Raw genomic sequence first — 23,107 nt, forward strand, 5'->3', positions numbered from 1 at the left:
GTGGCCGTTTCAGGCCAGCGCCGGCAGCCACAGCAGCAGGGCGGCGCCCAGCACGATGCGGTAGACCGCAAATACGGTGAAGCGGTGCTTCTTGATGTAGCCCAGCAGCCACTTCACCACCACAAAACCAGTGATGGTCGCCGCCACGAAGGCCACCGCCACATCGGCCCAGTTCTCGCTGCCGAAGCCACCTTCCTTGTACATCTCCAGCAGGGCATACCCGCTGGCCGCGAACATGGTCGGGATGCCCACCATGAACACGAAATCCGCCGCCGCCGAGCGCTTGCTCAGGCCCAGCAGCATGGCCAGGAAGATCGCCGAGGCCGAGCGCGAGGTGCCGGGGAACACACCGGCGACGACCTGTGCCAGACCGACCGCGATGGCCACTTTCCAGGTCACCACGTCGCGCTCGGGCAGTTTGCCGGCGAAGTGCTCGGCCACCAGCATCCACAGCCCGCCGATCAGCAACGCCCAGGCCACCGGGTGCACGGTTTCCGGCAGCTGCCAGCCGGCCTTGCGCACGATCAGCCCGACCACCGCGGTAACCAGGAAGGCCACGCCGATCTTCAGCACGTAGTCGCGGTTGTCGCGCTGGCCCAGGCCGGTGGCCAGGGTCCACAGCTTCTGCCGCAGCGCCAGGCAGATCGCCAGGATCGCGCCGGCCTGGATGACGATGTTGAAGAAGTCAGAACGGCGTCCGAGCCATTGTTCGGCGATCAGCAGGTGGCCGGTGCTGGAGATCGGCAGGAATTCGGTGAGGCCTTCGAGAATGCCCAACAGCAGGGCGGAAATCAGATCGGACATCGGACTGGAGAGGGGATGGGGGAGGCGTCAGGATAGTGCATTGCGGCATGCACCATATCGGTGCACCATGCGATTGCTTAGCACCTAAAAGGTGCTAGCTAGACGTGAGCGGCCTCAAGCGATGCAAGCAAAATCAAGGACTTGTGAAGATCCGGCGCTTGGCATGGTCCCTGCTGTAGTTCCGCTCACGAGCCACTTAACTCCTGCAGAGGTTTCTTCCGATGTCCGTGGAAAATGTTGAAAAGCTGATCAAGGACAACAAGGTCGAGTTTGTCGACCTGCGCTTCGTCGATATGCGTGGTGTACAGCAGCACATCACCTTCCCGGCCAACATCATCGAGCCGGCGCTGTTCGAAGAAGGCAAGATGTTCGACGGCAGCTCGATCGCGGGTTGGAAGGGCATCAACGAGTCGGACATGGTCCTGCTCCCGGACGCCGGCACTGCGTATCTGGATCCGTTCTTCGCCGATCCGACCATCGTGCTGACCTGCGACATCCTCGATCCGGCCACCATGCAGAGCTATGAGCGCGACCCGCGCGGCATCGCCAAGCGTGCCGAGGCCTACCTGAAGTCCTCCGGCACCGCCGACCAGGCGTTCTTCGGCCCGGAGCCGGAATTCTTCATCTTCGATTCGGTGCGCTTTGCCAACGACATGGGCCACACCTTCTTCCAGGTCGGCTCGGAAGAGGCTGCCTGGAACACCGGCGCCAAGTACGACGGCGGCAACAGCGGCTACCGTCCTGGCGTGAAGGGTGGCTACTTCCCGGTTCCGCCGACCGACACGCTGCACGACCTGCGCGCGGAAATGATCAAGACGCTGGAACAGGTCGGCATCGAGACCGAGGTGCACCACCACGAAGTGGCCACCGCTGGCCAGTGCGAGATCGGCACCAAGTTCAGCTCGCTGGTGCAGAAGGCCGACGAACTGCTGACGATGAAGTACATCATCAAGAACGTTGCCTACCGCAACGGCAAGACCGCGACCTTCATGCCCAAGCCCATCGTGGGCGACAACGGCTCGGGCATGCACGTGCACCAGTCGCTGACCAAGGGCGGCGTCAACCTGTTCTCCGGCGACGGCTACGGCGGCCTGTCGCAGATGGCGCTGTGGTACATCGGCGGCATCTTCAAGCACGCACGTGCGATCAACGCCTTCTCCAACTCCGGCACCAACAGCTACAAGCGCCTGGTCCCGGGCTTCGAGGCGCCGGTGATGCTGGCCTATTCGGCCCGCAACCGTTCGGCCTCGTGCCGCATTCCGTGGGTCACCAACCCGAAGGCGCGCCGCATCGAGATGCGCTTCCCCGATCCGTTGCAGTCCGGCTACCTGACCTTCACCGCGCTGATGATGGCCGGCCTGGACGGCATCAAGAACCAGATCGACCCGGGCGCGCCGAGCGACAAGGACCTGTACGACCTGCCGCCGGAAGAAGAGAAGCTGATCCCGCAGGTCTGCTCCAGCCTGGATCAGGCGCTGGAAGCGCTGGACAAGGACCGCGAGTTCCTCAAGGCCGGCGGCGTGATGAGCGACGACTTCATCGACGGTTACATCGCGCTGAAGATGCAGGAAGTGACCAAGTTCCGTGCTGCGACCCACCCGTTGGAGTACCAGCTGTACTACGGCAACTGAGTTCCACCGCGGTGATGGCGGAGGCTCCCCCTCCCACCTCCGCCATCGCCGCACATGTTTGATCGCTCCACGGCACCGGCCGGGGAGCGAAGGGGTATTGAGAGAGCACACAGTTCGCGACGCGCGGGCCTGACCTCTCCCACGGGGCGGATGCATCTGCATCGGCCGAGGTCTGCGTAATCGCGAACGCGCGGATGCCGGGGTTGGCATCCAGGTGAATGACACCGCCGGGCGGCGCAATGCCGGCCGGTCTTTTCCACCATTCGGGGTATGCGCATGAAATTGATCACCGCCATCATCCGGCCGTTCAAGCTCGACGAGGTCCGCGAGGCCCTGTCCGCAGCAGGCGTGTCGGGCATCACCGTGACCGAGGTCAAGGGTTTCGGGCGCCAGAAAGGCCACACCGAGCTGTACCGCGGCGCCGAGTACGTCGTCGATTTCCTGCCCAAGATCAAGATCGAGACGGTGGTGACCGACGACCGGCTGGACGCAGTGGTCGAGGCGATCCAGAACGCCGCCGGCACCGGCAAGATCGGCGACGGCAAGATCTTCGTGACCGCGATCGAGCAAGTCGTGCGCATCCGCACCGGCGAGATCGGCGCCGATGCGCTCTGAGTCCCCCACCCCCGGAGTTCTTATGAAGACAGCCCTTTTTGCCGGGTGGAAAGCCCGGTTCTACAGTGTCTGCATGCTGATGCTGTTCAGCGCGCTGGTGGTGGGCGGCATGGGCAGCGCGCACGCGCAGTCCACCCCGCAGGTCACCCCGCTGCCGACCGAACCGGTCACCACCGAACCGCTGCCGTCGGCGCAGCCGCCCGCCGCACCGGTGGCCGCCGCCGAAGCCGCGCCGGTGGTGGAGAAGGGCGATGTCGCCTGGATGCTGACCTCCACGCTGCTGGTGCTGCTGATGGTGGTGCCGGGCCTGGCGTTGTTCTACGGCGGCATGGTGCGCGCCAAGAACGTGCTGTCGGTGCTGATCCAGGTCGCGGTGGTGTTCTCGCTGCTGACCATCCTGTGGGTGGTGTACGGCTACAGCCTGGCGTTCTCCGGCGAAGGCCCGTGGATCGGCAATCTGGACAAGGCGCTGCTCAAGGGCGTGACCATCGAGACGCTGGCAGCCACCTTCACCAAGGGCGTGAGCCTGCCGGAATACGTGTTCGTGGCGTTCCAGGCGACCTTTGCCGGCATCACCGGCGCGCTGATCGTCGGCGCCTTTGCCGAACGCGCCAAGTTCGCCGCGGTGCTGCTGTTCTCGGTGATCTGGTTCACCTTCGGCTACCTGCCGCTGGCGCACATGGTCTGGGCCACCGGCGGATACCTGTTCGGCCTGGGCGCGCTGGATTTTGCCGGCGGCACCGTGGTGCACATCAATGCCGGTATCGCCGGCCTGGTCGGCGCCTACTTCGTCGGCAAGCGGGCCGGCCTGGGCCGTGAGGCGATCAAGCCGCACAACGTGACCCTGACCTTCGTCGGTGCCTCGCTGCTGTGGGTGGGCTGGTTCGGCTTCAACGCCGGCTCCAACCTGGAAGCCAATGCCGGTGCGGCGCTGGCCTTCCTCAACACCTTGCTGGCCACCGCGGCCGCCATCCTGGGCTGGTCGCTGACTGAGAAGATCATCAAGGGCAAGTCGTCGGCGCTGGGTGTGGCTTCGGGCATGGTCGCCGGCCTGGTCGGCATCACCCCGGCCTGCGGCACCGTGGGTCCGTTCGGTGCGATCGTCATCGGCCTGGCCGCCGGCGTGCTGTGCGTGTGGGGCGTCACCGGCCTGAAGCGCCTGCTGGGCGCCGACGACAGCCTGGACGTGTTCGGCGTGCATGGCCTGGGCGGCATCATCGGCGCCATCCTGACCGGCGTGTTCTCGGCGGCCTCGCTGGGCGGCCAGAAGGGCGGCGATTACGACATCGTGCATCAGGTCGGCATCCAGGCGCTGGGCGTGGGCATCACCCTGGTGTGGATCGGCGTGGTGTCGGTGGTGGGCTTCCTGGTCGCCAAGCTGGTGTTCGGCCTGCGCGTCACCGAAGAAGCCGAGCGCGAGGGCCTGGATATCACCTCGCACGGCGAAGCGGCATACGAGTCCTGAGCATGCACACCCGCGGCCACGCTGCCGCGGGTGGCGCAACGACCCGGCCGGGACAGCCGTGCCGGGTCCGTTTTCCCCGTTGCCCGACTGGGCGCGGACCAACTGCCGAGGTGCCTGCATGACCAGCCCCACGCCTGTGACTGTCGGCGCGGATGCCCGCTGGATCGGTGCGACCTGCTGCCATCCGGCCCCGATTCCTTGCCTGCATGCTTCGTTCTGCGCGCCATATGCGCAGGCCGATCGTGCTTGCACTAAATTGGTGCAATGCTGATGTCGTCCATTCTCCCGTCGCTGGACAGCCTGGGCACACCGGTGGCCTGGGCCGACCGCGAGGGCCGCGTGCTGGGCGTCAATCCGGCCTTCGCGCGCTGGCTCGGGGTCAGTGCGCGGCGTCTGGTCGATCAACCGCTGGCCGCGCTGGAAGTGCAGGGCGATGCGCTGGCCCGTTTCCTGCTCAACGACGAGCGCGACGTGCTGCGCCTGCATCGGCTGGCATTGGGCCTGCCCAATGACGCGCCGCGCTTTGCCGAAGGCTGGCTGTCGCGGCTGGACGACGGCGGCTGGCTGCTGGAAACCCATCCGGTCGACGAATTCCCCGCGCTGGATCCCACCCACGCGCTGCCCAATGCCTTGAGCGCCGCGCTCAAGGGGCTGGCGCACGAACTGCGCAATCCGTTGGCCGGGCTCAAGGGCGCGGCGCAGTTGCTGGCGCGGCGCTCGGCCGGGCGCGACGAGGACGAGCGCGAGCTGATCGAGTTGATCGGCACCGAGATCGAACGCCTCAATACCTTGCTCGAACGCCTGCTCTCGCCCACGCCGGCGCGCCCGCACGACCGCCTCAACATCCACGTCGTGCTCGAGCGTGTGCTGCGCCTGGCCGAGGCCGAGGGCGGCTGGTCGGTGCAGGTGCAGCGCGATTACGACCCCAGCATTCCCGACATCCTCGGCGATGGCGACCGCCTGACCCAGGCGGTGTGGAATCTGGTGCGCAATGCGTTCCAGGCCGGCGCCACGCGGGTGACCCTGCGCACCCGCGTCGAGCACGGCCAGCGCATCCGCGACCGCGTGCATGCGATGTCGCTGCGGCTGGAGATCATCGACGACGGCGGCGGTGTGCCGGAGGAACTGGCCGAGCACCTGTTCCTGCCGCTGGTCAGTGGCCGCGCCGAAGGCAGCGGCCTGGGTCTGGCGCTGGCCCAGCAGGTCTCGCGCGAACACCACGGCACGCTGACCTACCGCTCGCGGCCGGGACATACCGTTTTCACTCTGCTGTTGCCCGAGCTGGCCGGCGATCACGACAAGGAGCATCTGCATGGCTGAGGCCGCCGCCGCATCCCACCACATCTGGGTGGTCGACGACGACCGTTCGGTCCGCTTCGTGCTGTCCACCGCCTTGCGCGATGCCGGCTACGCCGTGGATGGCTTCGAGAGCGCCGCCGCCGCACTGCAGGCACTGGCCATGCGGCCCACCCCGGATCTGCTGTTCACCGACGTGCGCATGCCCGGCGAAGACGGCCTGAGCCTGCTCGACAAGCTCAAGTCCAGGCACCCGCAACTGCCGGTGATCGTGATGTCGGCCTACACCGATGTGGCCAGTACCGCCGGCGCCTTCCGCGGCGGCGCGCACGAGTTCCTGTCCAAGCCCTTCGATCTGGACGATGCGGTGGCCTTGGCCGCACGCGCGCTGCCGGATGCCGATGCCGGTGTCGAGGAGATCATCGGGACGCCCTTTGCAGAAGGCTCGGCCTCGCTGATCGGCGACACCCCGGCGATGCAGGCGCTGTTCCGCGCGATCGGCCGGCTGGCGCAGGCACCGCTGTCGGTGCTGATCAACGGCGAGACCGGTACCGGCAAGGAACTGGTGGCGCGCGCACTGCATAACGAATCGCCGCGCGCGCGCAAGCCCTTCGTCGCGCTCAACACCGCCGCCATTCCCGCGGAACTGCTGGAAAGCGAGTTGTTCGGCCACGAAACTGGCGCCTTCACCGGCGCCACCAAACGCCACATCGGCCGCTTTGAACAGGCCGACGGCGGCACGCTGTTCCTGGACGAAATCGGCGACATGCCGCTGCCGCTGCAGACCCGTTTGCTGCGCGTGCTGGCCGAGAACGAATTCTTCCGCGTCGGCGGGCGCGAGTTGATCCGCGTCGATGTGCGCGTGATCGCCGCCACCCATCAGGACCTGGAGGCGCTGGTCGAACAAGGCCGCTTCCGTGCCGACCTGTTGCATCGCCTGGACGTGGTGCGCCTGCAATTGCCGCCGCTGCGCGAGCGCCGCGGCGACATCGCGCAGCTGGCCGAGAATTTCCTGGCCATGGCCGGGCGCAAGCTCGACATGCTGCCCAAGCGGCTGTCCTCGGCCGCGCTGGAACAACTCCGCCAATACGATTGGCCCGGCAACGTGCGCGAGCTGGAAAACGTCTGCTGGCGCCTGGCGGCCCTGGCCACTGCCGACATCATCGACGTGGTGGACGTGGAATCGGCACTGGCGCGCGGCGGCCGCCGCCAGCGTGCCGGCCGCGGTGACGGGCAATGGGACGAGATGCTCTCCAGCTGGGCTGCGCAACGCCTGAGCGAAGGCGCCCAGGGCCTGCACGCCGAAGCCCGCGAACGCCTGGACAAGACCCTGCTCGAAGCCGCCCTGCAACTCACCCAGGGCCGCCGTGCCGAAGCCGCCGCCCGATTGGGTCTGGGCCGCAACACCGTCACCCGCAAACTCGGTCCGGGCCGCAAACGCCGGTGATCTGAATCTAAGCCCCTCTCTCATGGGAGAGGGGTTGGGGTGAGGGTCGCTGTGGTGATGGAAGCGCTACTGCACGCGCATCTATTCCGCCGTGCCTCGATCGAGCTGAGGCTGCCGACACTGCCCGCGGCAAGCGTTGATCAGGGACGCGCCGCCGCGTCCTTGCGCTCGATGACGCCATCGCAGTTCTAACGTGCAGACGCCATCGTCCAAGCAGCTCACGACACGTGTACTCGGCGCTTCGCACACCATCCCAACAACCCACATCCCATCGACCCGCACCTCCAACAACCCGACCATCCACACCAACCCCGTAAACTCCTGTGCTGCCAGCGGCGCATTTCATGACATGTGAACATGCGCCCGCATAGGTTTCCAGCCTGATCAGGAGAACAGCTCGATGCGTTACCGGTCGTCCACGATCGTTGCCCTCACCGCGCTGGCGCTTGCCGCCTGCAGCAGCACGCCACCGCCTCCGCCACCACCGCCCCCGGCGGCGCGGGTGGTGCCCGTGCGTCCGGTCCAGCAGGCCGAAGCGGCGCTGGCATCGGCATCGGGCAGCCTGGTCAGCGGTCGGGTGGTGCTGGTCCCTGCGCTGCAAGGCATCCGTATCACCGGCACGGTCGGTGGCCTGCGCCCGGGCGGCGTGGCCGGTTTTCATGTGCACGAACGCGGCGATTGCAGCGCCGCCGACGCCAGCAGTGCCGGTGCGCATTTCAATCCGACCGGTGCGGCGCACGGACGTGCCGGCAACACTCCCCACCACGCTGGCGACATGGACAATCTGCGTGCCGATGCCGAAGGTGTCGCGCATCTGGACATGATCGTTGCCGGCATCACCCTGGGCGATGCCGCGCCCACCGACGTGGTCGGCAAGTCGCTGGTGGTGCATGCCGACGCCGACGACTATCGCAGCCAACCCAGCGGCAACGCCGGCGCACGTCTGGCCTGCGGCGTCATCCGCGTCACCCAGTGGCGCACACCCCCTTCGCAGCCCTGAGTCGGGGCACCCCTGGCTGCAGCTGCGGCCTTTCTACAGGAGTTTTCTCATGCGCATTCTTCCAACGACGTTGTTCCTGGCCACCGCGCTGGTGCTGACCGCGTGCAAGCGCGACGAACCCGCTCCGGCCGATCCTGCACCCGCACCGCAGGCCGGCGCAGCGGCCGAAGCGGCGCATGGCGGTGAGCACGCCGCGTCCATGGTCACCGAAGCGGCGGCCACCACCACCGCCACCGCCGAGCTCAAGCCGACCAAGGGCAGCGACGTCAAAGGCACGGTGAGCTTCAAGATCGTCGACGGCGCGCTGCGCGTCACCGGCCAGCTCAGTGGCCTCAAGCCCGACAGCGAACACGGCTTCCATATCCACGAAAAGGGCGATTGCAGCGCACCGGACGGCAGCAGCGCCGGCGGCCACTTCAACCCGGCCCAGTCCGATCACGGCGCCGTCAGTGCCGATCCGCACCACGGCGGCGACATGCCCAACATCAAGGCCGATGCGCAGGGCAATGCCAGCATCGATGGCCCGGTGTCGAGCAACGTCAATCTGGGCAAGGCCGACCAGTTCGATATCGCCGGCCACGCGGTGATCGTGCACGCCGATGCCGACGACTACAAAACCCAGCCCACCGGCAACGCCGGCGGCCGTCTGGCCTGCGGTGTGATCACCACCGACAACGCCCCAGCTGCAGCCAAGTAAGCAGGACAGGCCAGCAGCCAGGCAAAACGCCGCGGTGATCGATTACCGCGGCGTTGTTGTTTCTGGGCTACGGTGGGGGAGCGATCCGGTCCTGCGGCGTGCCGACGCTAGTGCATCCGGCACGCCGCATGTCGCGCGCTGCATGCTTCCTGTTGAATTGTCGGTACATCTCAAACCGTCGATACACCGCACACCGGGCGCACCGCACAGGCGACCAACGTCGATCGCTTGCGCAAGACCCGCGTCATCGGCACTCAGTAATTCGGCCACAGCCCCGGCGTCGCCAGCTCCAGCAGATGCGCATCCGGATCGCGGAAGTACAGGCTGTGCCCGCCGCCCGGCCATTGCGTGCGGCCCTCGATAGGCACGTCGCAGGCCTGCAGATGTGCCTCCCATCCAGCCAGCGCATCGGTGGCGATGGCAAATGCGAAATGCGCGCGCCCGCTGCCATCGTGCGGCGGAATCGTGCCGCCCAGCAGCGTGACCGTGGCGGCGGTGCTGCCCTGCAGGAACAGCAGCAGCACCTGCCCGGGTGCGATTGCGTACGCGGCCATGCGCGTGTCGCGATACATGGCTGCCAGTCCCAGTACGCGGGCATAGAACGCGCATGCGCGTTCCAGGTCTGCCACATACACGCCGGTTTCCAGTACGCCCTGCAACGCCGGCGCTGTGGAAGCCGGCGTCTGGCTCACGCGGCCAATGCCTGGCGCGGATCCTGGCCCGGTTCCACATGCACGTACAATACCGGCAGGCCATGCGCTTCCAGCACTGCGGCCATCTGTCGCTGACGCGAGAGGAATTGTTCGTAGACGCCGCGCAGGCGCTCGCAATTCTCGCGGTCGTGCGCGTAGTAATCGCACCAGCCGGCCGGGTCGAACAGCGCGATGCGCACTTCGCCCTCGACATAGCGCAGCACCGGCTCGGGCGGCTGTTCCAGCCACTCTTCGGTATGCGGCGCCAGCAGGGCGGCTTCGATCAGCGGCCACAACGGGGCCAGGCCCTGGTTGTCGTACTGCATGGAAATCATCGCCGCCAGATCGTTCGCGGTGAGATACCGCGCGTGTTCGATGCGTGCGCCGAAGCTTTCCTGCGCCAGCAGCGCGGTATCGGCCTGCGCCATGCCCTGGGCCAGCAGCACTTCTTCCATCGCATCGGCCACCGTCGCCACGATCTGCGGATCGCCGGAGAGCAGGAACGGCAGCACGCGCAGGCCGCCGCCGGTCAGCTGTGCGTCGGCCTGGAAGGGCAGGGGGATCTCGCCCTGCGCATCGGCGCCGAACGCCAGCACGCGCGGGCCCTGGTCGCGCCCGGGGGCGCGCGCATGCAGCTCGTCCAGCCGGCGATGCAGCGGCCAGCCCGGCCGCAGCACTTCGGCCGGGTCGAAGTGCGCCATTGCCACGCTGAGCTCGAGCGCGCGGACTTCGGGGATCCACTGCGCCAGGTCGCGGCCGATGCGTTCGGCCAGCATGCCGGCTTGCTCGGGCGCCAGGGCGCCGCGCTCGGGGGCGGTGCCGCCCGTCAATTCCAGCGCCATCACACCCATGGCGGTCACGCCGTGTTCGGTCTTGCTCATGATTCGCGGTTGGCCCATCACGGGGTCGAAGCTACACTGCGGCCATTATGCCTGCCGGCCCTGTGCAGGCCATGTCCCCGAGTCCTCCATGCCAGGTCAACCGATGCCCGCAGCCCGTCCCGTCGCCATTCTGGGCGGCGTTCGTATCCCGTTCTGTCGTCAGAACACCGCTTATGCGGACGTGGGCAACCTGGGCATGTCGGTGCGCACGCTGGGCGCGCTGGTCGAGCGCTTCGGGCTGCACGGGCAGCAACTGGGCGAAGTGGCGATGGGGGCGGTGATCAAGCATTCCTCGGACTGGAACCTGGCCCGCGAGGCGGCGCTGTCGTCCGGGCTATCGCCGCTGACGCCGGGCATCACCCTGCAGCGTGCCTGCGGCACCAGCCTGGATTCGGTGATCACCATCGCCAACAAGATCGCGCTGGGCCAGATCGATTCGGGCATCGGCGGCGGCTCGGACACCACCTCCGAAGTGCCGATCGTCTACGGCAAGAAGCTGCGCGCGCGGCTGATGGCCGCCAACCGCGCCAAGGCCACCGGTGACAAGCTCAAGGCCCTGCTGCGCGGCTTCAAGCTGAGCGAGCTCAAGCCTGAATTCCCCGGCGTGGCCGAGCCGCGCACCGGCAAGAGCATGGGCGACCACTGCGAGGACATGGCCAAGGAATGGAACATCTCGCGTGATTCGCAGGACGAATGGGCGGTGTCCTCGCACCACAAGCTGGCCGCTGCCTATGAGCGCGGCTTCTTCGACACGCTGATCGCGCCGTTCCGCGGCGTCTCGCGCGACAACATCCTGCGCGCCGACACCTCGCTGGAAAAGCTGGCCACGCTGCGTCCGGCCTTCGACAAGACCTCCGGCCGCGGTACGCTGACCGCGGCCAATTCCACCCCGCTCACCGATGGCGCGGCCGCGGTGCTGCTGTCCAGCGAAGCCTGGGCGCTGGCGCATGGCCACACTCCGATGGCCTATCTGCGCGATGCGCAGGTGGCGGCGGTGGATTTCGTGCATGGCGAAGGCCTGTTGATGGCGCCGACCATTGCGGTGCCGCAGATGCTGGCGCGTCAGGGCCTGACCCTGCAGGACTTCGACATCTACGAAATCCACGAGGCCTTCGCCGCGCAGGTGCTGTGCACGCTGCGCGCCTGGGAAAGCGAGGATTACTGCCGCAATCGCCTGGGGCTGGAAGCGCCGCTGGGCCGTATCGACCCGGACAAGATCAACCCGCTGGGCTCGTCGCTGGCCACCGGCCACCCCTTCGCCGCCACCGGCGCACGCGTGGTGGCCACCGCCGCCAAGCAACTGGAAGAACGTGGCGGCGGCCGTGCATTGATTTCGATCTGCACCGCTGGCGGCATGGGCGTGGTGGCCATCGTCGAGCGCTGACGCTGCTGCGCAGCGTGGGATTGGGCATTCGGGATTGGGGATTCGCAAAAGCAGCTGCGGACTCCTGATTTTACGAATCCCCAATTCCCAATCCCGAATCCCCAACCTGCAAGGACGCATGGATGTCGAACGTTGATTCACACGAGCCCCCTACGCTTTATCTGCCTCCGACGCACGGCGCCGTGTGGCGCGAGGGCGATGTGCTGGTGTGCACGCCGGGCGCCGATCTGCCGCCGCGTTGCGTCAAGTGCAATGCGGCGGCGGACATCTCGCCGCGCCGCTACATCTTCCATTGGCATCACCCGGCGATCTATCTGACCCTATTGATGGGGGTGCTGCCGTATCTGATCCTGGCCATCGTGCTGCGCAAGCGCAGTGCGCACGTGCTGAGCCTGTGCGCGTGGCATGAGCGCCGCCGCGTGCGGTGTGTCGCCATCGCGATGGCGTCGATCGTGCCGTTGCTGGTGAGGGTGCTGTGGATCGGTGGTGCGACAGGCTGGCTGACCGGTGCCGGTGTGATGGCGGCGATGCTGTTGATCGGCAGGCGCGGTTCGCGCGTGCTGTCGGCGCAATCGGTCGATCACGAGCAGGCACGTTATTTCGGTGCCTGTGACGCGTTTTTGCGCGCATTGCCAGCGCCGCCCCGGGAATCGCGCGATGGGTGATCTGCGCCGCTATGTTTGCAGATAGCTTTGTAACGTCCATGCGTTGCCATCCCCGCGGACGTGAGGACGGGCCGGCAAACGTTGCCGGCGGCGCTTCTGCCCTGATCTAGAAAACCAAAAGCCCCGGACATGCCGGGGCTGATGGTGAGTCCACGCATCGCCGCAACGGCGATCAGACCTTAGGTCAAAGCACGCGATCGTCCGGTGCGAGCGGATCGGCCGGCGGCGTGGCATACGCCGAGACGATCGGCCCGTGCAGCGATTGCTGCGGCAAGCCCTCGTGCACCGGCTCGCCGCGTGCGGCGCGCAGGGCGTTGGCGTAGCAATGCTGTGCAGACAGCAGATCCCCCGCGGCGGCAAAGCCGTGGCCGAGTTCTTCCCAGGCCTCGCTGCCCGCGCCATTGGCCACCGCGCGATGCAGGAACTCTTCGGCCTGCGACCACTGCTGCTGGTGACGGGCCAGGCGCGCCAGGGTCAGCAACAGGCCCGGGCTGTCCGGGTACTGGGCCAGCCAACGCTGCGCACTGGCGCGGCGCGAATCGTATTTTTCCAACGCCAGCACGCCGTACAGGCGCACCAGCGATTCGTCCCACTGCGTGTCCAGCGCCTGCTCCAGGCTGTGCACTGCCGCGTCGTCCCAATGCAGCGCCGCGGCGCGCTGTGCATAGGCGCCTACCACCGCAGGATAGGTACGCAGCGGTTTGGGCAGCGCTTCCCAGCGTTCGGCCAGGGCATTGGCATCGCCGGCCTGCAACAGCGTCTGCTCGGCCAGCGTCGCTTCCAGGGCGCTGTAGGCCTCCGGTGCCAGTACCGCCTGCTGACGCAATGCGCCCAGCTGGCCGTAAGCCTCGTCGGCGCGGCCGATCTGCGCCAGGGCGTGCGTGCGCAGCAGCAGGCCGCGCGCCGGCAGCGGCTGGGCGTTGGCATGATCGAGCGCATTGATGGCCTCGACCGGGCGTTGCCGCGCCAGATGCCGCTCGCCCTGCAGCAACGCATGCGCGGTGGGGTCGCGCTCTGCCAATTGCTGGGCCAGCGCGTTCGCCGCCACTTCGTCGCCGCGTGCATCGGCGACCCGCACTGCGCTGGCCAGGGCGATGCCGCTGACCTCCGCATCCTCGCTGGCGTTGACCAACAGGCGCTCGGCACGCTGCCACTGGCCGTGATCGGCTGCGCGCAGGCCTTCGATCAGGCGGGCGCGGCCCTTCCTGCGGCGGTACTTGCCCCAGACCCGGAACGGCAGGCTGACCAGCGTCCACACCAGCCACAGCACCAGCAGCGCGATGACCAGGATCAGCAGCGCCTGCGGCATGGCGGCGCGGTAGTCGTTGCCGCCGACGCTGACCACCACATTGCCCAGGTCGTAACTGGTCTGATGCGACAGCCATTGCGCACCGAGCACGCCCAGCGCCACGGCAACCAACAGGATCAAGACGGTACGCAACACTTTCATTGGGTGGATCTCCCTTCACGCATGGCCTGCAGTTGCAGCAGGGTGGTGCCCAGTTCCGGCAGGCGCGGACGCAGTGGCGCTTGTTGCAGCGTGCGCAGGCGGGTACGTGCCTGGCGACGTTGTGGTGAATCCGGCCACAGCCGGGTGGTCCAGGTGTCCACCCGGCGCAGCGATTGCGCAAAGCCGGCGGCATCGCCGCGCTCGGCCGCAGCGCGGGCCAGGCTGACCTCGATCTGCAAGGCGTCGCGCGCGGCGTGGCGATCGCCGCCGGTCAGCAGCGCATCGCCACGGCTGGGACGGATGTCCACCAGCGGTGTGAGTGCTTTCTGCCACCACGGCTGCGCTGCTTCGCTCTCTTGAGCGGTCTGTTCGGGCAGGCGCAGCAGGTCGCCGGCCAACTGGTCCAGGGTGTGGCCCGCCTGCGCCTGCGGACCGGCGCCCAGGCGATCCAGCGCGTCGCGTTCCTGTACCAGCGCCTGGCGCAGGTTGAGATAGCCGGGATCGTCGATGCCATTGAGCGCGGCATTGGCCAGTGCGTAGGCGCGGCGCGCACCGTCGGCGTCGCCGGCGATGCTCAGCCGCTGCTGGCCCAGCCGCAGCAGCAGTTCCACTTCATCCAGCCGCAGCGCCTGTGCACCGTGGCGGTTGGGATCGGCAAGCTTTTGCACGGTTTCTTCGAGCAAGGCGCTGCGTTGGCTCAGGCCCAGCATCTCGTCGCGCAGCACGCGGTTGGTGGCTGCCGCATCCGCCAGGCGTTCGTTGGCCAGGCGTTGGTCGCGGCGCAAGGTCTCCAGCATCTGCTGCGTGCCATCCCAGCGCTGCTGCTGCGCCTCGGCGGCCTGCAGCTGCGCACTTTGATAGCCCTGCCATGCGCGCCAACCGAAGAACAGCGCCACGCCCACGGCGGCCAGGGCGACGACGAGCAGCAGCCATGCCAAGGGAAAGCGTCGCGTGGAAGCGGGCATTTCGGTCATTCGTCCATCCTCGCGCGGTCACGACGGGTGCAGGTGCCGCAGTCATCTGCCACAGCATGGCGTGCAGCGGCAGACAGCCGCAAGCCGTGCTTGAGTTCGAAGTTCAGCAAGGTCGCGATGGTGTCACGATCGCGGCGGCGGCAGCGGCCAATTGCTCGGGTAAGGGACCCGCAGCGCGCACCGCATGCTGGAAGCCGGCGGCGTGTGCGGCTTGCAGCATGCGCTCGCTGGAGGCCACCAGCGGGCGTTGCCGCAAGGCGTCGATCAGCGGTCCGGGCAGTTGCTGCAGCACCAGCGTCAGCGCTTCGGCGCTGCTCAGCGCCAGCACACTAGCGGGCAGCGCGTTCGCCAGGGCACGCACTGCCGATGCGCGCAGGCGCAACGGCACTCGCTGATAGACATCGGCGCGCAGGATGCGGGCGCCCCGCTGCTCCAGGGCCGGCGCCAGCATGCCGCGCCCGCCCGGGGCGGTGATCAGCCCAACGGCCTGCAGCGATTGCCGGAACAGCGGCAATGCGAGCAGGCCCTCGCTGTCCATGCGCGCGGGGCGTATCACCGTGTCGATGCCGCAGGCCTGCAGCGCGCGCGCAGTGCCGTCTCCCACGCTCACCCACTGCGCCTGCGCCGGCCGCTGCAGCGGCGCCAGGCGATGCGCCGCGTGCACTGCGGCCGGGCTGGTGAACACCGCGATCGGCGCATGCAAGGCCTGCCGCAATGCAGCGCGTGCCTGCGGGGTGTCGTTGGTCTGCAGCCGCCACGGCGACAGCGCCAGCAGCCGTCCGCCGTGCCGCGTGGCGGCCCGCCGCAGCGGCGCGTGTTCACCGCTGGGCCGCAGCGAAATCAGGGTCCAGACGTTGGCAGCTGGGGTGGGAGGTGTCATCCAGTGATTATGCGAGAGCCGTGCGTTATCGGGGGCGGGTGTTGCGCGCTGCGCTGGCGCTGGCAGCGATTCGATCCTCGCGCGCTGTCTGGCCTTTGCGTGCCTGCTCGACGCCATGCCTGCGTTTCTGCGGCCAGAACCTCGTCCCCGGGTCTGTGCCGATGACCGCTACCGCCCACGATCCGCCACGACGATCGAGCTGGAGTGGCGCCGTGATCAAGTCCTACCTCATCAACATGCAGCGCAGCGGCGAGCGCCTGCAGGCGATGTCGACGCGGTTCCACGCGCTGGGCCTGCCGTTCGAGCGGATTCCCGCAGTCGATGGCGCCACCCTGACGCCTGCGCAGATTGCCGATTTCGCACGCGAGCGGCCGCTGGAAGGCTCCGGGGATGCCTTCAGCACCGGCCCGCGCAAGTGGACCGCCTCCAACATCGGGTGCTTCCTGAGCCATCAGGCCGCGTGGCGCATCGCAGCCGACTCCGACGACGCCTACACCGCCATCTTCGAAGACGACATGCATCTGTCCGACGCGCTGCCGGCGCTGCTGCGCAGCAGCGAGTGGCTGCCGGGCGGCAACAGCATCGTGCGGCTGGAGCCGTCCTACAACCGCATCAAGCTCGATGCCGAGGTCGCCGAGGTCGGTGGCCGGCAGCTGCGCCTGGTGCGTCCCTCGACCCACCAACACTGCTGGCCGGTCTGCGCCGGAGCGCTGATTCTCAGCCGCGATGCGGCGCGCCTGCTGCTCGCGGCCGACGCACGCTCGCACACCATGGCGGACATTTTCCTGTTCGGCTGGAATGAATCGCCGGTCGCACAGCAGCTGTCCACCTATCAGCTGGCGCCGGCGGCCTGCATCCAGGACAAGTTCTTCCACGCCGCTCCGGAGCAGATCGTGTTCACCAGCACCATCGATGCGCCGTTGACGCACGTGCAGAGGCAGCGCAGCGCGCATTGGAAGGCCAAGGCCACCGCGTTGCTGCGGGTGGCGCAGGGTTATCGCAAGGTCGTGTTCGCGCCCTGAGCCGGGCGAGACCCAGGCGTGCGGCGACGCGATGCCGTACGCGTTCACCATGCGGTACCGCATGTCATTCCAGTGCACAAGACGCTCGCGGAACATTGCGGCATGATGCCGCCCTTCGCCGTCTTTCAGCCTTCGCCGATGACTCCTTCGTGCACGCTCGCATCCGCCCTGCAGTCGCTGCAGCAACAGTTCGTCGCCATGCCGCCGGTCCTGTCGATGGGCATTGCCGTCGACGGCTTGCATGACGGCGCATTGCGCTTGCGTGCGCCGCTGCAGGCCAACGTCAACGACAAGGCCAATGCGTTCGGCGGCAGCCTGGCCTCGTTGATGACGCTGGCCAGCTGGGGCTGGCTGACGCTGCAACTGCAACTGGCTGGGCACAGCGCCGATGTCTACGTGGCCGACAGCCAGCTGCGCTACGTCGCCCCGGTCTACGAGGACCTAGTGGCCAATGCCGAGCCGTCCGAACTCGGCAGCTGGGAGGCATTCCTGGCCACCTTCCGGCAACGCGGCAAGGCGCGCATCGGCATGCGTGCGCAGATCGCGCTGGGGTCCGGGGCGGCGGCGGCCACCCTGAGCGGGCGCTTCGTGGCGTTTCCAAAACGGTAGGATGCGCGCTGGACTTGGGGGAATGCGCATGCGTGCAGTGATCGGGGCAATGCTGTTGCTCGGGCTGGCGATCGTCAGCGGGGTGGCGTCTGCCGGCAGCCGTGCCCAGGCACGCGCGCTGGAAACCACTCAGGCCGCCTACACCGCTGCCGTGCGCTGGAGCGATTTCGATGCCGCGCAGGGCTTTGTCGAGCCGACCTACGCCCAGGCGCATCCGCTCAGCGATCTGGAACGCTCGCGCTACGAACAGGTGCAGATCTCCGGCTACCGCGAGCTGCGGGTGGGCGAGGATGGCAACGGCGACTTGCGCCGAGAGGTCGAGTTGCGGGTGATCAACCGCAATACCCAGGCCGAGCGGCTGGTGCGCAGCATCGAGCTGTGGCGCTGGGACGCCGAGCGCAAACGCTGGTGGCTGGCCAGCGGCCTGCCCGATCTGTGGCAGGGCCAGTAGCCCGTGCCGCCGGTGCCTGGCCGTCGCACGCGCCAGCTGTGCGACAATTCCCGCCCGCTTGACTGACCCTGACCCCGTGAATTTCGAAGAGCTGCAGGCCTTTGTCGGCCGCAACCCCATGTTGTCACTGGCCCTGGTGGGCCTGACCATCGCCCTGATCGTCACCGAGGTCGCGCGCCTGTTCCGTGGGTATCGCGCACTCAAGCCGGCCGAGCTGACCCGTTTGATCAACAGCGAGAACGCGTTGGTGATCGACCTGTCGCCGACCGCCGATTTCGAAAAAGGCCACATCGCCGGCAGCCGCAACGTGGCGCTGGCCAAGTTCGACCCGGCCGGCAAGCTGCTCGCCAACGCCAAGTCCTCGCCCGTGGTGGTGGTGTGCCGCAACGGCAATGCCTCCGCAGGCGCGGCCAAGACGCTGAAGAAAGCCGGTTTCGAGCAGGTCTACTGGCTCGATGGCGGCGTGGCCGCCTGGCAAATGGCCGAACTGCCGCTGGTCAAGGGCCGCGCCTGACCGCACCTTGTGAGGCGCCGGGCAAGTCCCCATTGCTGGCGTGAGAGACTCGCACTTTCACGTCTGCATCATTCAACGCTGCATCCACCGAACCGTTTCTGGAGTTAGGAATGTCCGACGAAATCATCAACGGCGCGGTTGCGCCGGCCGACGCCGCTGCTGGCCCCGCTTTCACCATCGAGAAGATTTACGTCAAGGACGTTTCCTTCGAATCGCCGAACGCGCCGTCCGTCTTCAATGACGCCAACCAGCCCGAGCTGCAGCTGAACCTCAACCAGAAGGTGCAGCGCCTCAACGACAACGCCTTCGAAGTGGTGCTGGCCGTGACCCTGACCTGCACCGCCGGTGGCAAGACCGCCTACGTGGCCGAAGTGCAGCAGGCCGGCGTGTTCGGCCTGGTCGGCCTGGAGCCGCAGGCGATCGACGTGCTGCTCGGCACCCAGTGCCCGAACATCCTGTTCCCGTACGTGCGCACCCTGGTCAGCGACCTGATCCAGGCCGGCGGCTTCCCGCCGTTCTACCTGCAGCCGATCAACTTCGAAGCGCTGTATGCAGAGACCCTGCGCCAGCGTTCGCAGGGCGAAGGCACCTCGCTGGCCGATTCCGAGCCGGCTGGCAACGCCTAAGCCTTGCGTGCGCCGATGAGCGATTCGACGCAGAAGATCGCCGTTCTCGGCGCCGGCTCCTGGGGCACGGCCCTGGCCGCGCTGCTCGCCAGGCACGGTCACCCGACCGTGCTCTGGGGACGCGATGCGGCGATGGTGGATACCATCGACCGCACCCACGAAAACGCACGTTATCTGCCGGGGATTGCACTGCCCGAGAGCCTGCGCGCGACCACCGACCTGCAACTGGCCATTGCCGATGCTGGCTGGATCCTGGTCGTGGTGCCCTCGCATGCATTCACCGAGACGATCCGGTTGATCGCCCCGTTGCGTCCGGCCGGTGCCGGCGTTGCGTGGGCGACCAAGGGCTTCGAGCCCGGTTCCGGGCGGTTCCTGCACGAAGTGGCGCGCGACATCCTCGGTCCCGGCGTTCCGCTGGCCGTGGTGACCGGGCCGTCCTTCGCCAAGGAAGTCACGCTCGGCCTGCCGACCGCCATCACCGTGCATGGCGACGATGCGGCCTTTGCGCAGGTCGTGGCCGATGCCATGCATGGCCCCACCTTCCGCGCCTACACGGGCGATGACATGGTGGGCGCCGAGCTCGGTGGTGCGATGAAGAACGTGCTGGCGGTGGCCACCGGCGTGGCCGATGGCATGCAGCTGGGCCTCAACGCCCGTGCCGGCCTGATCACGCGCGGCTTGAACGAGATGCTGCGCCTGGCGGCGGCGATCGGTGCGCGGCCGGAGACATTGATGGGCCTGGCGGGTCTGGGCGATCTGGTGCTCACCTGCACCGGTGACCTGTCGCGCAACCGACGGCTGGGGTTGGCCTTGGGACGCGGACAGAGCCTGAACGATGCGATCCGCGAGATTGGCCAGGTGGTGGAATCGGTGCAGACCGCCGATGAAGTCATGCGTCAGGCCGAGCATCACGGCATCGAGCTGCCGATCTCCAACGCCGTGCGTGCGGTATTGCATGGCGAGATCACCCCGGAAGCAGGCCTGAAGGAATTGCTGGCACGCGAGCGCAAGCCCGAGTACCCGCAGACCTTGTTCACCTGATCGTGGTATCGCGCGTTGACGCGCTGCGTAGACACCAACAAAAAGCCCGGCATTGCCGGGCTTCTTGTTGCTGCCGATCGCAAAGGTTGGCGGCAAGCTGTAGCCGCTCGAGCGCGCGGGACCGTGCTTCTACAGCAGCCGCATCGCGCACATGCCGCTATAGCGCGATGTGCGCAGCGCCAGCCGATCGCCCAAAAGAAAGAAGCCCGGTCGGGGGACCGGGCTTCCAATGCAACGCGGGAGAGAGAGTCGCGTTGCAGTCAAACGTGCGGCTTACCAGCTGAAGCGCGGGCCGACCGACCATTCCTTGTTGCCGTCGCCATCCATACGGATGTCGCCGTTGATGCCCCAGTTCTGGTTCAACTTGACCTGGGCGCCGAGGCGGCCGTAGAAGTTGTCGCCGATGTCGATGCCGCGCTTCTTGGAGAAGTCTTCGTAGCCAGCCAGGGCGTAGACTTCGAAGTGCTCGCCGAAGGCGTTACGCAGGCCGGCTTCAACGCTGTAACCGTCGAAGCTGATGTTCGGGGTGTCCAGGTCCAGCTTGCGGTAGGCAACGCGGGCAACGAAGTCGGTGCTGGTGGCGATTTCCTGGTTGTAACCCACGCCGACGCCCCACTGCTGGAAGTCGGAGTTGGAGCTTTCGAACACGTTGTCGTTGTCGTCAGCGTTCTGCTTGCTGTAATCGCCGAACACGTGGAAGTTCGGAGCGACGGCGTAGGACGCCTTCACGCCCCAACCATCAGCGTCGCGGCCTTCGGTCGGGGTGCGCACGTAGTCACCTTCGACGAAGTTGTAGGAGAGGTTTTCAGCAGCGGAGGCCGCAAACGGCAGGGCTGCGAGAAGGCCGAGGGCCAGCAGGGAATTCTTCATGATCGATACCTGTACTTATGGTTTGGGCCGGCGCTGAGGCGGATGCCGTTCGCTGCCGAGATGTAAATTCTCCGTTATTCGATGGAACGCGACATGAATTTTGGACTGACTGGTCCATGAATCATCGCGCCCAGTTCAGCTCCGCTTCCTTGTCATCAAATTGCAATGCGCGTAGCGCACGCGCAAAGCGTGATGCACTGGCGGTTACATCGCGTGGATGTGATGCGCATGTATAGGAATGGCTGTTTTCCAGTGATTTCTACGCGTTCGCGGCGTGCAAGCACATTGCGCTGACACTGTGACTGGGAGCATGCCAGGCTTGTCGAACAAGCGTGGAGCTGCATCGTGGCGAAGAAAAAGACGTTGGCGCGGTTTCTGGCCGAGACGCTGCAGAGCGCGGGGGTGGAGCGGATCTGGGGGTTGACCGGCGACAGCCTCAACGGCCTGACCGATGCCTTGCGCGAGATGCAGACGATCGAATGGATGCACGTGCGCCACGAAGAGGTGGCCGCGTTCGCTGCCGGTGCCGAAGCGGCGGTGACCGGCAAGCTGGCGGTGTGTGCGGGTAGCTGCGGGCCGGGCAACCTGCACTTGATCAACGGGCTGTTCGATTGTCATCGCAGCCGCCAGCCGGTGCTGGCGATCGCCGCGCATATCCCCTCGTCCGAGATCGGGCTGAACTATTTTCAGGAGACGCATCCACAGGAACTGTTCCGCGAGTGCAGTCACTTTGTGGAATTGGTAACCAATCCGGCGCAGCTGCCGGAGGTGCTGCACCGCGCGATGCGTGCGGCCATCCTGCAGCAAGGCGTGGCGGTGGTGGTGATCCCCGGCGATATCGCACTGCTGGAAGTGGACAAGCACATCCCCACGGCCTGGCCGCAACTGCGCCAACCGCGCGTGCTGCCGGCTCCCGAAGATGTGCAGCAACTGGCCGCGCTGCTGCAGCAGAGCGAAGCGATCACGCTGTTGTGCGGCAGCGGCTGCGCGGGCGCACACGATGCGGTGGTGGCATTGGCCGACACCCTGGGCGCGCCGATCGTGCATGCCTTGCGCGGCAAGGAACACGTGGAGTGGGAGAACCCGTTCGATGTCGGCATGACCGGCCTGATCGGTTTCAGCTCCGGCTACCACGCAATGCTCAACTGCGACACCTTGATCATGCTGGGCACGGATTTCCCGTATCGGCAGTTCTACCCGAAGGACGCGACCATCGTGCAGGTGGACCGCGACCCGAGCGCGCTGGGGCGGCGTACGCCGTTGCAGCTGGGCATCGCAGCGGATGTGGGCGAAACCATCGCCGCCTTGCTGCCGCAGCTGCAGCGACGCGAGAAACGCGACTTCCTGGACAAGGCGCTGGCGCACTATCGCAAGGCGCGCGAGGGACTGGACGATCTGGCGGTGCCGGCCGATCCAGGCGAGCCGCTGCATCCGCAATTCGTGGCGCGCATGATCAGCCAGATCGCCGACCAGGATGCGGTATTCACCTGCGATGTCGGCACGCCGACGGTGTGGGCCGCGCGCTACCTGCGCATGAACGGACAACGCCGCTTGCTCGGTTCGTTCAACCACGGCTCGATGGCCAATGCGATGCCGCAGGCGCTGGGTGCGCAGTCGGCGTATCCGGGCCGTCAGGTGATTGCGCTGTCCGGCGATGGCGGTTTTGCGATGCTGATGGGCGATTTCATCTCGCTGGCGCAGCTGCGCCTGCCGGTGAAGATCGTGGTGTTCAACAACGCCTCGCTGGGATTTGTGGCGATGGAAATGAAGGCCGCCGGCTATCTGGACACCGGCACCGAGTTGCGCAATCCGGACTTCGCAGCGATGAGCAATGCGATGGGCATCCTGGGCATCCGGGTCGATGAGTCCGCGCAACTGGAGCGGGCGTTGCGGCAGGCCTTCGCGCATTCGGGTCCGGCGCTGGTGGATGTGCGCATCGCCACGCAGGAACTGGCGGTGCCGCCGGCAATCAAGCTGGAACAGGCCAAGGGCATGGGCCTGTATCTGCTCAAGGCAGTGATGAGCGGGCGTGGCGACGAGGTGATCGATCTGGTCAAGACCAACATGCGCTGACACAGTTACCGCGTTCTGAA

Annotated in this window: 23 protein-coding genes; 16 read left to right on the top strand and 7 right to left on the bottom strand. The window is 67.0% G+C overall.

All coding sequences use genetic code 11. From position 1 onward, the window contains the following. Nucleotides 1–9: 9 nt before the first annotated feature. Nucleotides 10–804 (bottom strand): undecaprenyl-diphosphate phosphatase, encoded by a 795-nt coding sequence (locus GGR73_RS15510; protein WP_047124532.1) that lies wholly within the window; start codon nt 802–804, stop codon nt 10–12. A gap of 221 nt (nt 805–1,025) precedes the next feature. Here GGR73_RS15510 and glnA point away from each other — a divergent pair, with 221 nt between their 5' ends. The 7 genes from glnA (at nt 1,026) to GGR73_RS15545 (ending at nt 8,955) form a co-directional block, all read left to right on the top strand. Continuing rightward, complete coding sequence (gene glnA, locus GGR73_RS15515; RefSeq protein WP_016903411.1) at nt 1,026–2,435, top strand: type I glutamate--ammonia ligase; 1,410 nt, start codon at nt 1,026–1,028, stop codon at nt 2,433–2,435. 276 nt (nt 2,436–2,711) lie between these two features. Next, a complete protein-coding gene (locus GGR73_RS15520; protein WP_002808480.1) occupies nt 2,712–3,050 on the top strand; it encodes a P-II family nitrogen regulator in 339 nt (112 codons plus the stop codon). A gap of 22 nt (nt 3,051–3,072) precedes the next feature. Beyond that, nucleotides 3,073–4,515, top strand: a complete 1,443-nt coding sequence (locus tag GGR73_RS15525; RefSeq protein WP_024940499.1) for an ammonium transporter — start codon at nt 3,073–3,075, stop codon at nt 4,513–4,515. 264 nt (nt 4,516–4,779) lie between these two features. Continuing rightward, entirely contained in the window at nt 4,780–5,835 is a 1,056-nt protein-coding gene (locus tag GGR73_RS15530) for a two-component system sensor histidine kinase NtrB (RefSeq protein ID WP_016903409.1), read from the top strand. Continuing rightward, the gene (gene ntrC / locus GGR73_RS15535; protein WP_102255371.1) at nt 5,828–7,258 is read left to right on the top strand and encodes a nitrogen regulation protein NR(I); all 1,431 of its coding nucleotides are present in this window, start codon (nt 5,828–5,830) and stop codon (nt 7,256–7,258) included. Before GGR73_RS15530 ends, ntrC begins: the two co-directional genes overlap by 8 nt. 400 nt (nt 7,259–7,658) lie before the next feature. After that, the gene (locus GGR73_RS15540; protein WP_039516513.1) at nt 7,659–8,258 is read left to right on the top strand and encodes a superoxide dismutase family protein; all 600 of its coding nucleotides are present in this window, start codon (nt 7,659–7,661) and stop codon (nt 8,256–8,258) included. Between the two features lie 49 nt (nt 8,259–8,307). Beyond that, a complete protein-coding gene (locus GGR73_RS15545; RefSeq protein ID WP_024940497.1) occupies nt 8,308–8,955 on the top strand; it encodes a superoxide dismutase family protein in 648 nt (215 codons plus the stop codon). 254 nt (nt 8,956–9,209) lie between these two features. Here GGR73_RS15545 and GGR73_RS15550 read toward each other — a convergent pair whose 3' ends face one another. Then, nucleotides 9,210–9,647, bottom strand: coding sequence for a VOC family protein (locus tag GGR73_RS15550; protein WP_184457758.1), 438 nt, complete (start codon nt 9,645–9,647; stop codon nt 9,210–9,212). Continuing rightward, nucleotides 9,644–10,528, bottom strand: coding sequence for a hypothetical protein (locus GGR73_RS15555; protein WP_184457760.1), 885 nt, complete (start codon nt 10,526–10,528; stop codon nt 9,644–9,646). Before GGR73_RS15555 ends, GGR73_RS15550 begins: the two co-directional genes overlap by 4 nt. A gap of 88 nt (nt 10,529–10,616) precedes the next feature. On the opposite strand from GGR73_RS15555, the gene GGR73_RS15560 reads away from it, so the two are divergent. Together GGR73_RS15560 and GGR73_RS15565 are read left to right on the top strand one after the other, a co-directional pair. Next, nucleotides 10,617–11,912 carry an acetyl-CoA C-acetyltransferase gene (locus tag GGR73_RS15560; RefSeq protein WP_024940494.1) on the top strand — a complete coding sequence of 432 codons (1,296 nt, stop codon included), beginning with the start codon at nt 10,617–10,619 and terminating at the stop codon, nt 11,910–11,912. 122 nt (nt 11,913–12,034) lie between these two features. Further along, nucleotides 12,035–12,577, top strand: a complete 543-nt coding sequence (locus GGR73_RS15565; protein WP_184457762.1) for a hypothetical protein — start codon at nt 12,035–12,037, stop codon at nt 12,575–12,577. Nucleotides 12,578–12,761: 184 nt separating this feature from the next. On the opposite strand, the gene GGR73_RS15570 is transcribed toward GGR73_RS15565, so the two are convergent. From GGR73_RS15570 to GGR73_RS15580, 3 genes are all read right to left on the bottom strand, one after another. After that, nucleotides 12,762–14,027 carry a heme biosynthesis protein HemY gene (locus GGR73_RS15570; protein WP_104569296.1) on the bottom strand — a complete coding sequence of 422 codons (1,266 nt, stop codon included), beginning with the start codon at nt 14,025–14,027 and terminating at the stop codon, nt 12,762–12,764. Beyond that, nucleotides 14,024–15,001, bottom strand: a complete 978-nt coding sequence (locus GGR73_RS15575; protein ID WP_102580133.1) for a uroporphyrinogen-III C-methyltransferase — start codon at nt 14,999–15,001, stop codon at nt 14,024–14,026. Before GGR73_RS15575 ends, GGR73_RS15570 begins: the two co-directional genes overlap by 4 nt. Before the next feature lie 103 nt (nt 15,002–15,104). Continuing rightward, nucleotides 15,105–15,998, bottom strand: coding sequence for a uroporphyrinogen-III synthase (locus GGR73_RS15580; RefSeq protein ID WP_102250749.1), 894 nt, complete (start codon nt 15,996–15,998; stop codon nt 15,105–15,107). Between the two features lie 95 nt (nt 15,999–16,093). Between GGR73_RS15580 and GGR73_RS15585 the strand changes: the two genes are divergently transcribed. The 6 genes from GGR73_RS15585 to GGR73_RS15610 all read left to right on the top strand — a co-directional run bounded on the left by GGR73_RS15585 (nt 16,094) and on the right by GGR73_RS15610 (nt 20,144). After that, on the top strand, nt 16,094–16,903 hold the full coding sequence (locus tag GGR73_RS15585; RefSeq protein ID WP_184457764.1) for a glycosyltransferase family 25 protein: 810 nt from the start codon (nt 16,094–16,096) through the stop codon (nt 16,901–16,903). Between the two features lie 138 nt (nt 16,904–17,041). Next, nucleotides 17,042–17,512, top strand: coding sequence for a YiiD C-terminal domain-containing protein (locus tag GGR73_RS15590; protein WP_024940488.1), 471 nt, complete (start codon nt 17,042–17,044; stop codon nt 17,510–17,512). Between the two features lie 28 nt (nt 17,513–17,540). Continuing rightward, nucleotides 17,541–17,963 carry a hypothetical protein gene (locus GGR73_RS15595; RefSeq protein ID WP_184457969.1) on the top strand — a complete coding sequence of 141 codons (423 nt, stop codon included), beginning with the start codon at nt 17,541–17,543 and terminating at the stop codon, nt 17,961–17,963. A 76-nt stretch (nt 17,964–18,039) separates the two neighbouring features. Next, entirely contained in the window at nt 18,040–18,477 is a 438-nt protein-coding gene (locus GGR73_RS15600; RefSeq protein WP_016903395.1) for a rhodanese-like domain-containing protein, read from the top strand. Nucleotides 18,478–18,587: 110 nt separating this feature from the next. After that, nucleotides 18,588–19,103, top strand: coding sequence for a protein-export chaperone SecB (gene secB / locus GGR73_RS15605; protein ID WP_016903394.1), 516 nt, complete (start codon nt 18,588–18,590; stop codon nt 19,101–19,103). Nucleotides 19,104–19,118: 15 nt separating this feature from the next. Further along, on the top strand, nt 19,119–20,144 hold the full coding sequence (locus GGR73_RS15610) for an NAD(P)H-dependent glycerol-3-phosphate dehydrogenase (RefSeq protein WP_026064544.1): 1,026 nt from the start codon (nt 19,119–19,121) through the stop codon (nt 20,142–20,144). A gap of 273 nt (nt 20,145–20,417) precedes the next feature. Here the strand turns inward: GGR73_RS15610 and GGR73_RS15615 are convergent, their stop codons facing one another. Then, nucleotides 20,418–21,014 (bottom strand): OmpO family porin, encoded by a 597-nt coding sequence (locus tag GGR73_RS15615; RefSeq protein ID WP_016904049.1) that lies wholly within the window; start codon nt 21,012–21,014, stop codon nt 20,418–20,420. Nucleotides 21,015–21,377: 363 nt separating this feature from the next. On the opposite strand from GGR73_RS15615, the gene poxB reads away from it, so the two are divergent. Next, complete coding sequence (poxB, locus tag GGR73_RS15620; RefSeq protein ID WP_181100850.1) at nt 21,378–23,087, top strand: ubiquinone-dependent pyruvate dehydrogenase; 1,710 nt, start codon at nt 21,378–21,380, stop codon at nt 23,085–23,087. The last annotated feature ends 20 nt before the right edge of the window (nt 23,088–23,107 follow it).

It is taken from the genome of Xanthomonas sp. F14 (assembly GCF_014199865.1).

Bases quoted from the DNA above. Each gene is read 5' to 3' on its own strand.
- GGR73_RS15510 (WP_047124532.1), bottom strand. From the start codon at position 804: ATGTCCGATCTGATTTCCGCCCTGCTGTTGGGCATTCTCGAAGGCCTC.
- glnA (WP_016903411.1), top strand. From the start codon at position 1,026: ATGTCCGTGGAAAATGTTGAAAAGCTGATCAAGGACAACAAGGTCGAG.
- GGR73_RS15520 (WP_002808480.1), top strand. From the start codon at position 2,712: ATGAAATTGATCACCGCCATCATCCGGCCGTTCAAGCTCGACGAGGTC.
- GGR73_RS15525 (WP_024940499.1), top strand. From the start codon at position 3,073: ATGAAGACAGCCCTTTTTGCCGGGTGGAAAGCCCGGTTCTACAGTGTC.
- GGR73_RS15530 (WP_016903409.1), top strand. From the start codon at position 4,780: ATGCTGATGTCGTCCATTCTCCCGTCGCTGGACAGCCTGGGCACACCG.
- ntrC (WP_102255371.1), top strand. From the start codon at position 5,828: ATGGCTGAGGCCGCCGCCGCATCCCACCACATCTGGGTGGTCGACGAC.
- GGR73_RS15540 (WP_039516513.1), top strand. From the start codon at position 7,659: ATGCGTTACCGGTCGTCCACGATCGTTGCCCTCACCGCGCTGGCGCTT.
- GGR73_RS15545 (WP_024940497.1), top strand. From the start codon at position 8,308: ATGCGCATTCTTCCAACGACGTTGTTCCTGGCCACCGCGCTGGTGCTG.
- GGR73_RS15555 (WP_184457760.1), bottom strand. From the start codon at position 10,528: ATGAGCAAGACCGAACACGGCGTGACCGCCATGGGTGTGATGGCGCTG.
- GGR73_RS15560 (WP_024940494.1), top strand. From the start codon at position 10,617: ATGCCAGGTCAACCGATGCCCGCAGCCCGTCCCGTCGCCATTCTGGGC.
- GGR73_RS15565 (WP_184457762.1), top strand. From the start codon at position 12,035: ATGTCGAACGTTGATTCACACGAGCCCCCTACGCTTTATCTGCCTCCG.
- GGR73_RS15570 (WP_104569296.1), bottom strand. From the start codon at position 14,027: ATGAAAGTGTTGCGTACCGTCTTGATCCTGTTGGTTGCCGTGGCGCTG.
- GGR73_RS15575 (WP_102580133.1), bottom strand. From the start codon at position 15,001: ATGACCGAAATGCCCGCTTCCACGCGACGCTTTCCCTTGGCATGGCTG.
- GGR73_RS15580 (WP_102250749.1), bottom strand. From the start codon at position 15,998: ATGGCGTCGAGCAGGCACGCAAAGGCCAGACAGCGCGCGAGGATCGAA.
- GGR73_RS15590 (WP_024940488.1), top strand. From the start codon at position 17,042: ATGACTCCTTCGTGCACGCTCGCATCCGCCCTGCAGTCGCTGCAGCAA.
- GGR73_RS15595 (WP_184457969.1), top strand. From the start codon at position 17,541: ATGCGTGCAGTGATCGGGGCAATGCTGTTGCTCGGGCTGGCGATCGTC.
- secB (WP_016903394.1), top strand. From the start codon at position 18,588: ATGTCCGACGAAATCATCAACGGCGCGGTTGCGCCGGCCGACGCCGCT.
- GGR73_RS15610 (WP_026064544.1), top strand. From the start codon at position 19,119: ATGAGCGATTCGACGCAGAAGATCGCCGTTCTCGGCGCCGGCTCCTGG.
- GGR73_RS15615 (WP_016904049.1), bottom strand. From the start codon at position 21,014: ATGAAGAATTCCCTGCTGGCCCTCGGCCTTCTCGCAGCCCTGCCGTTT.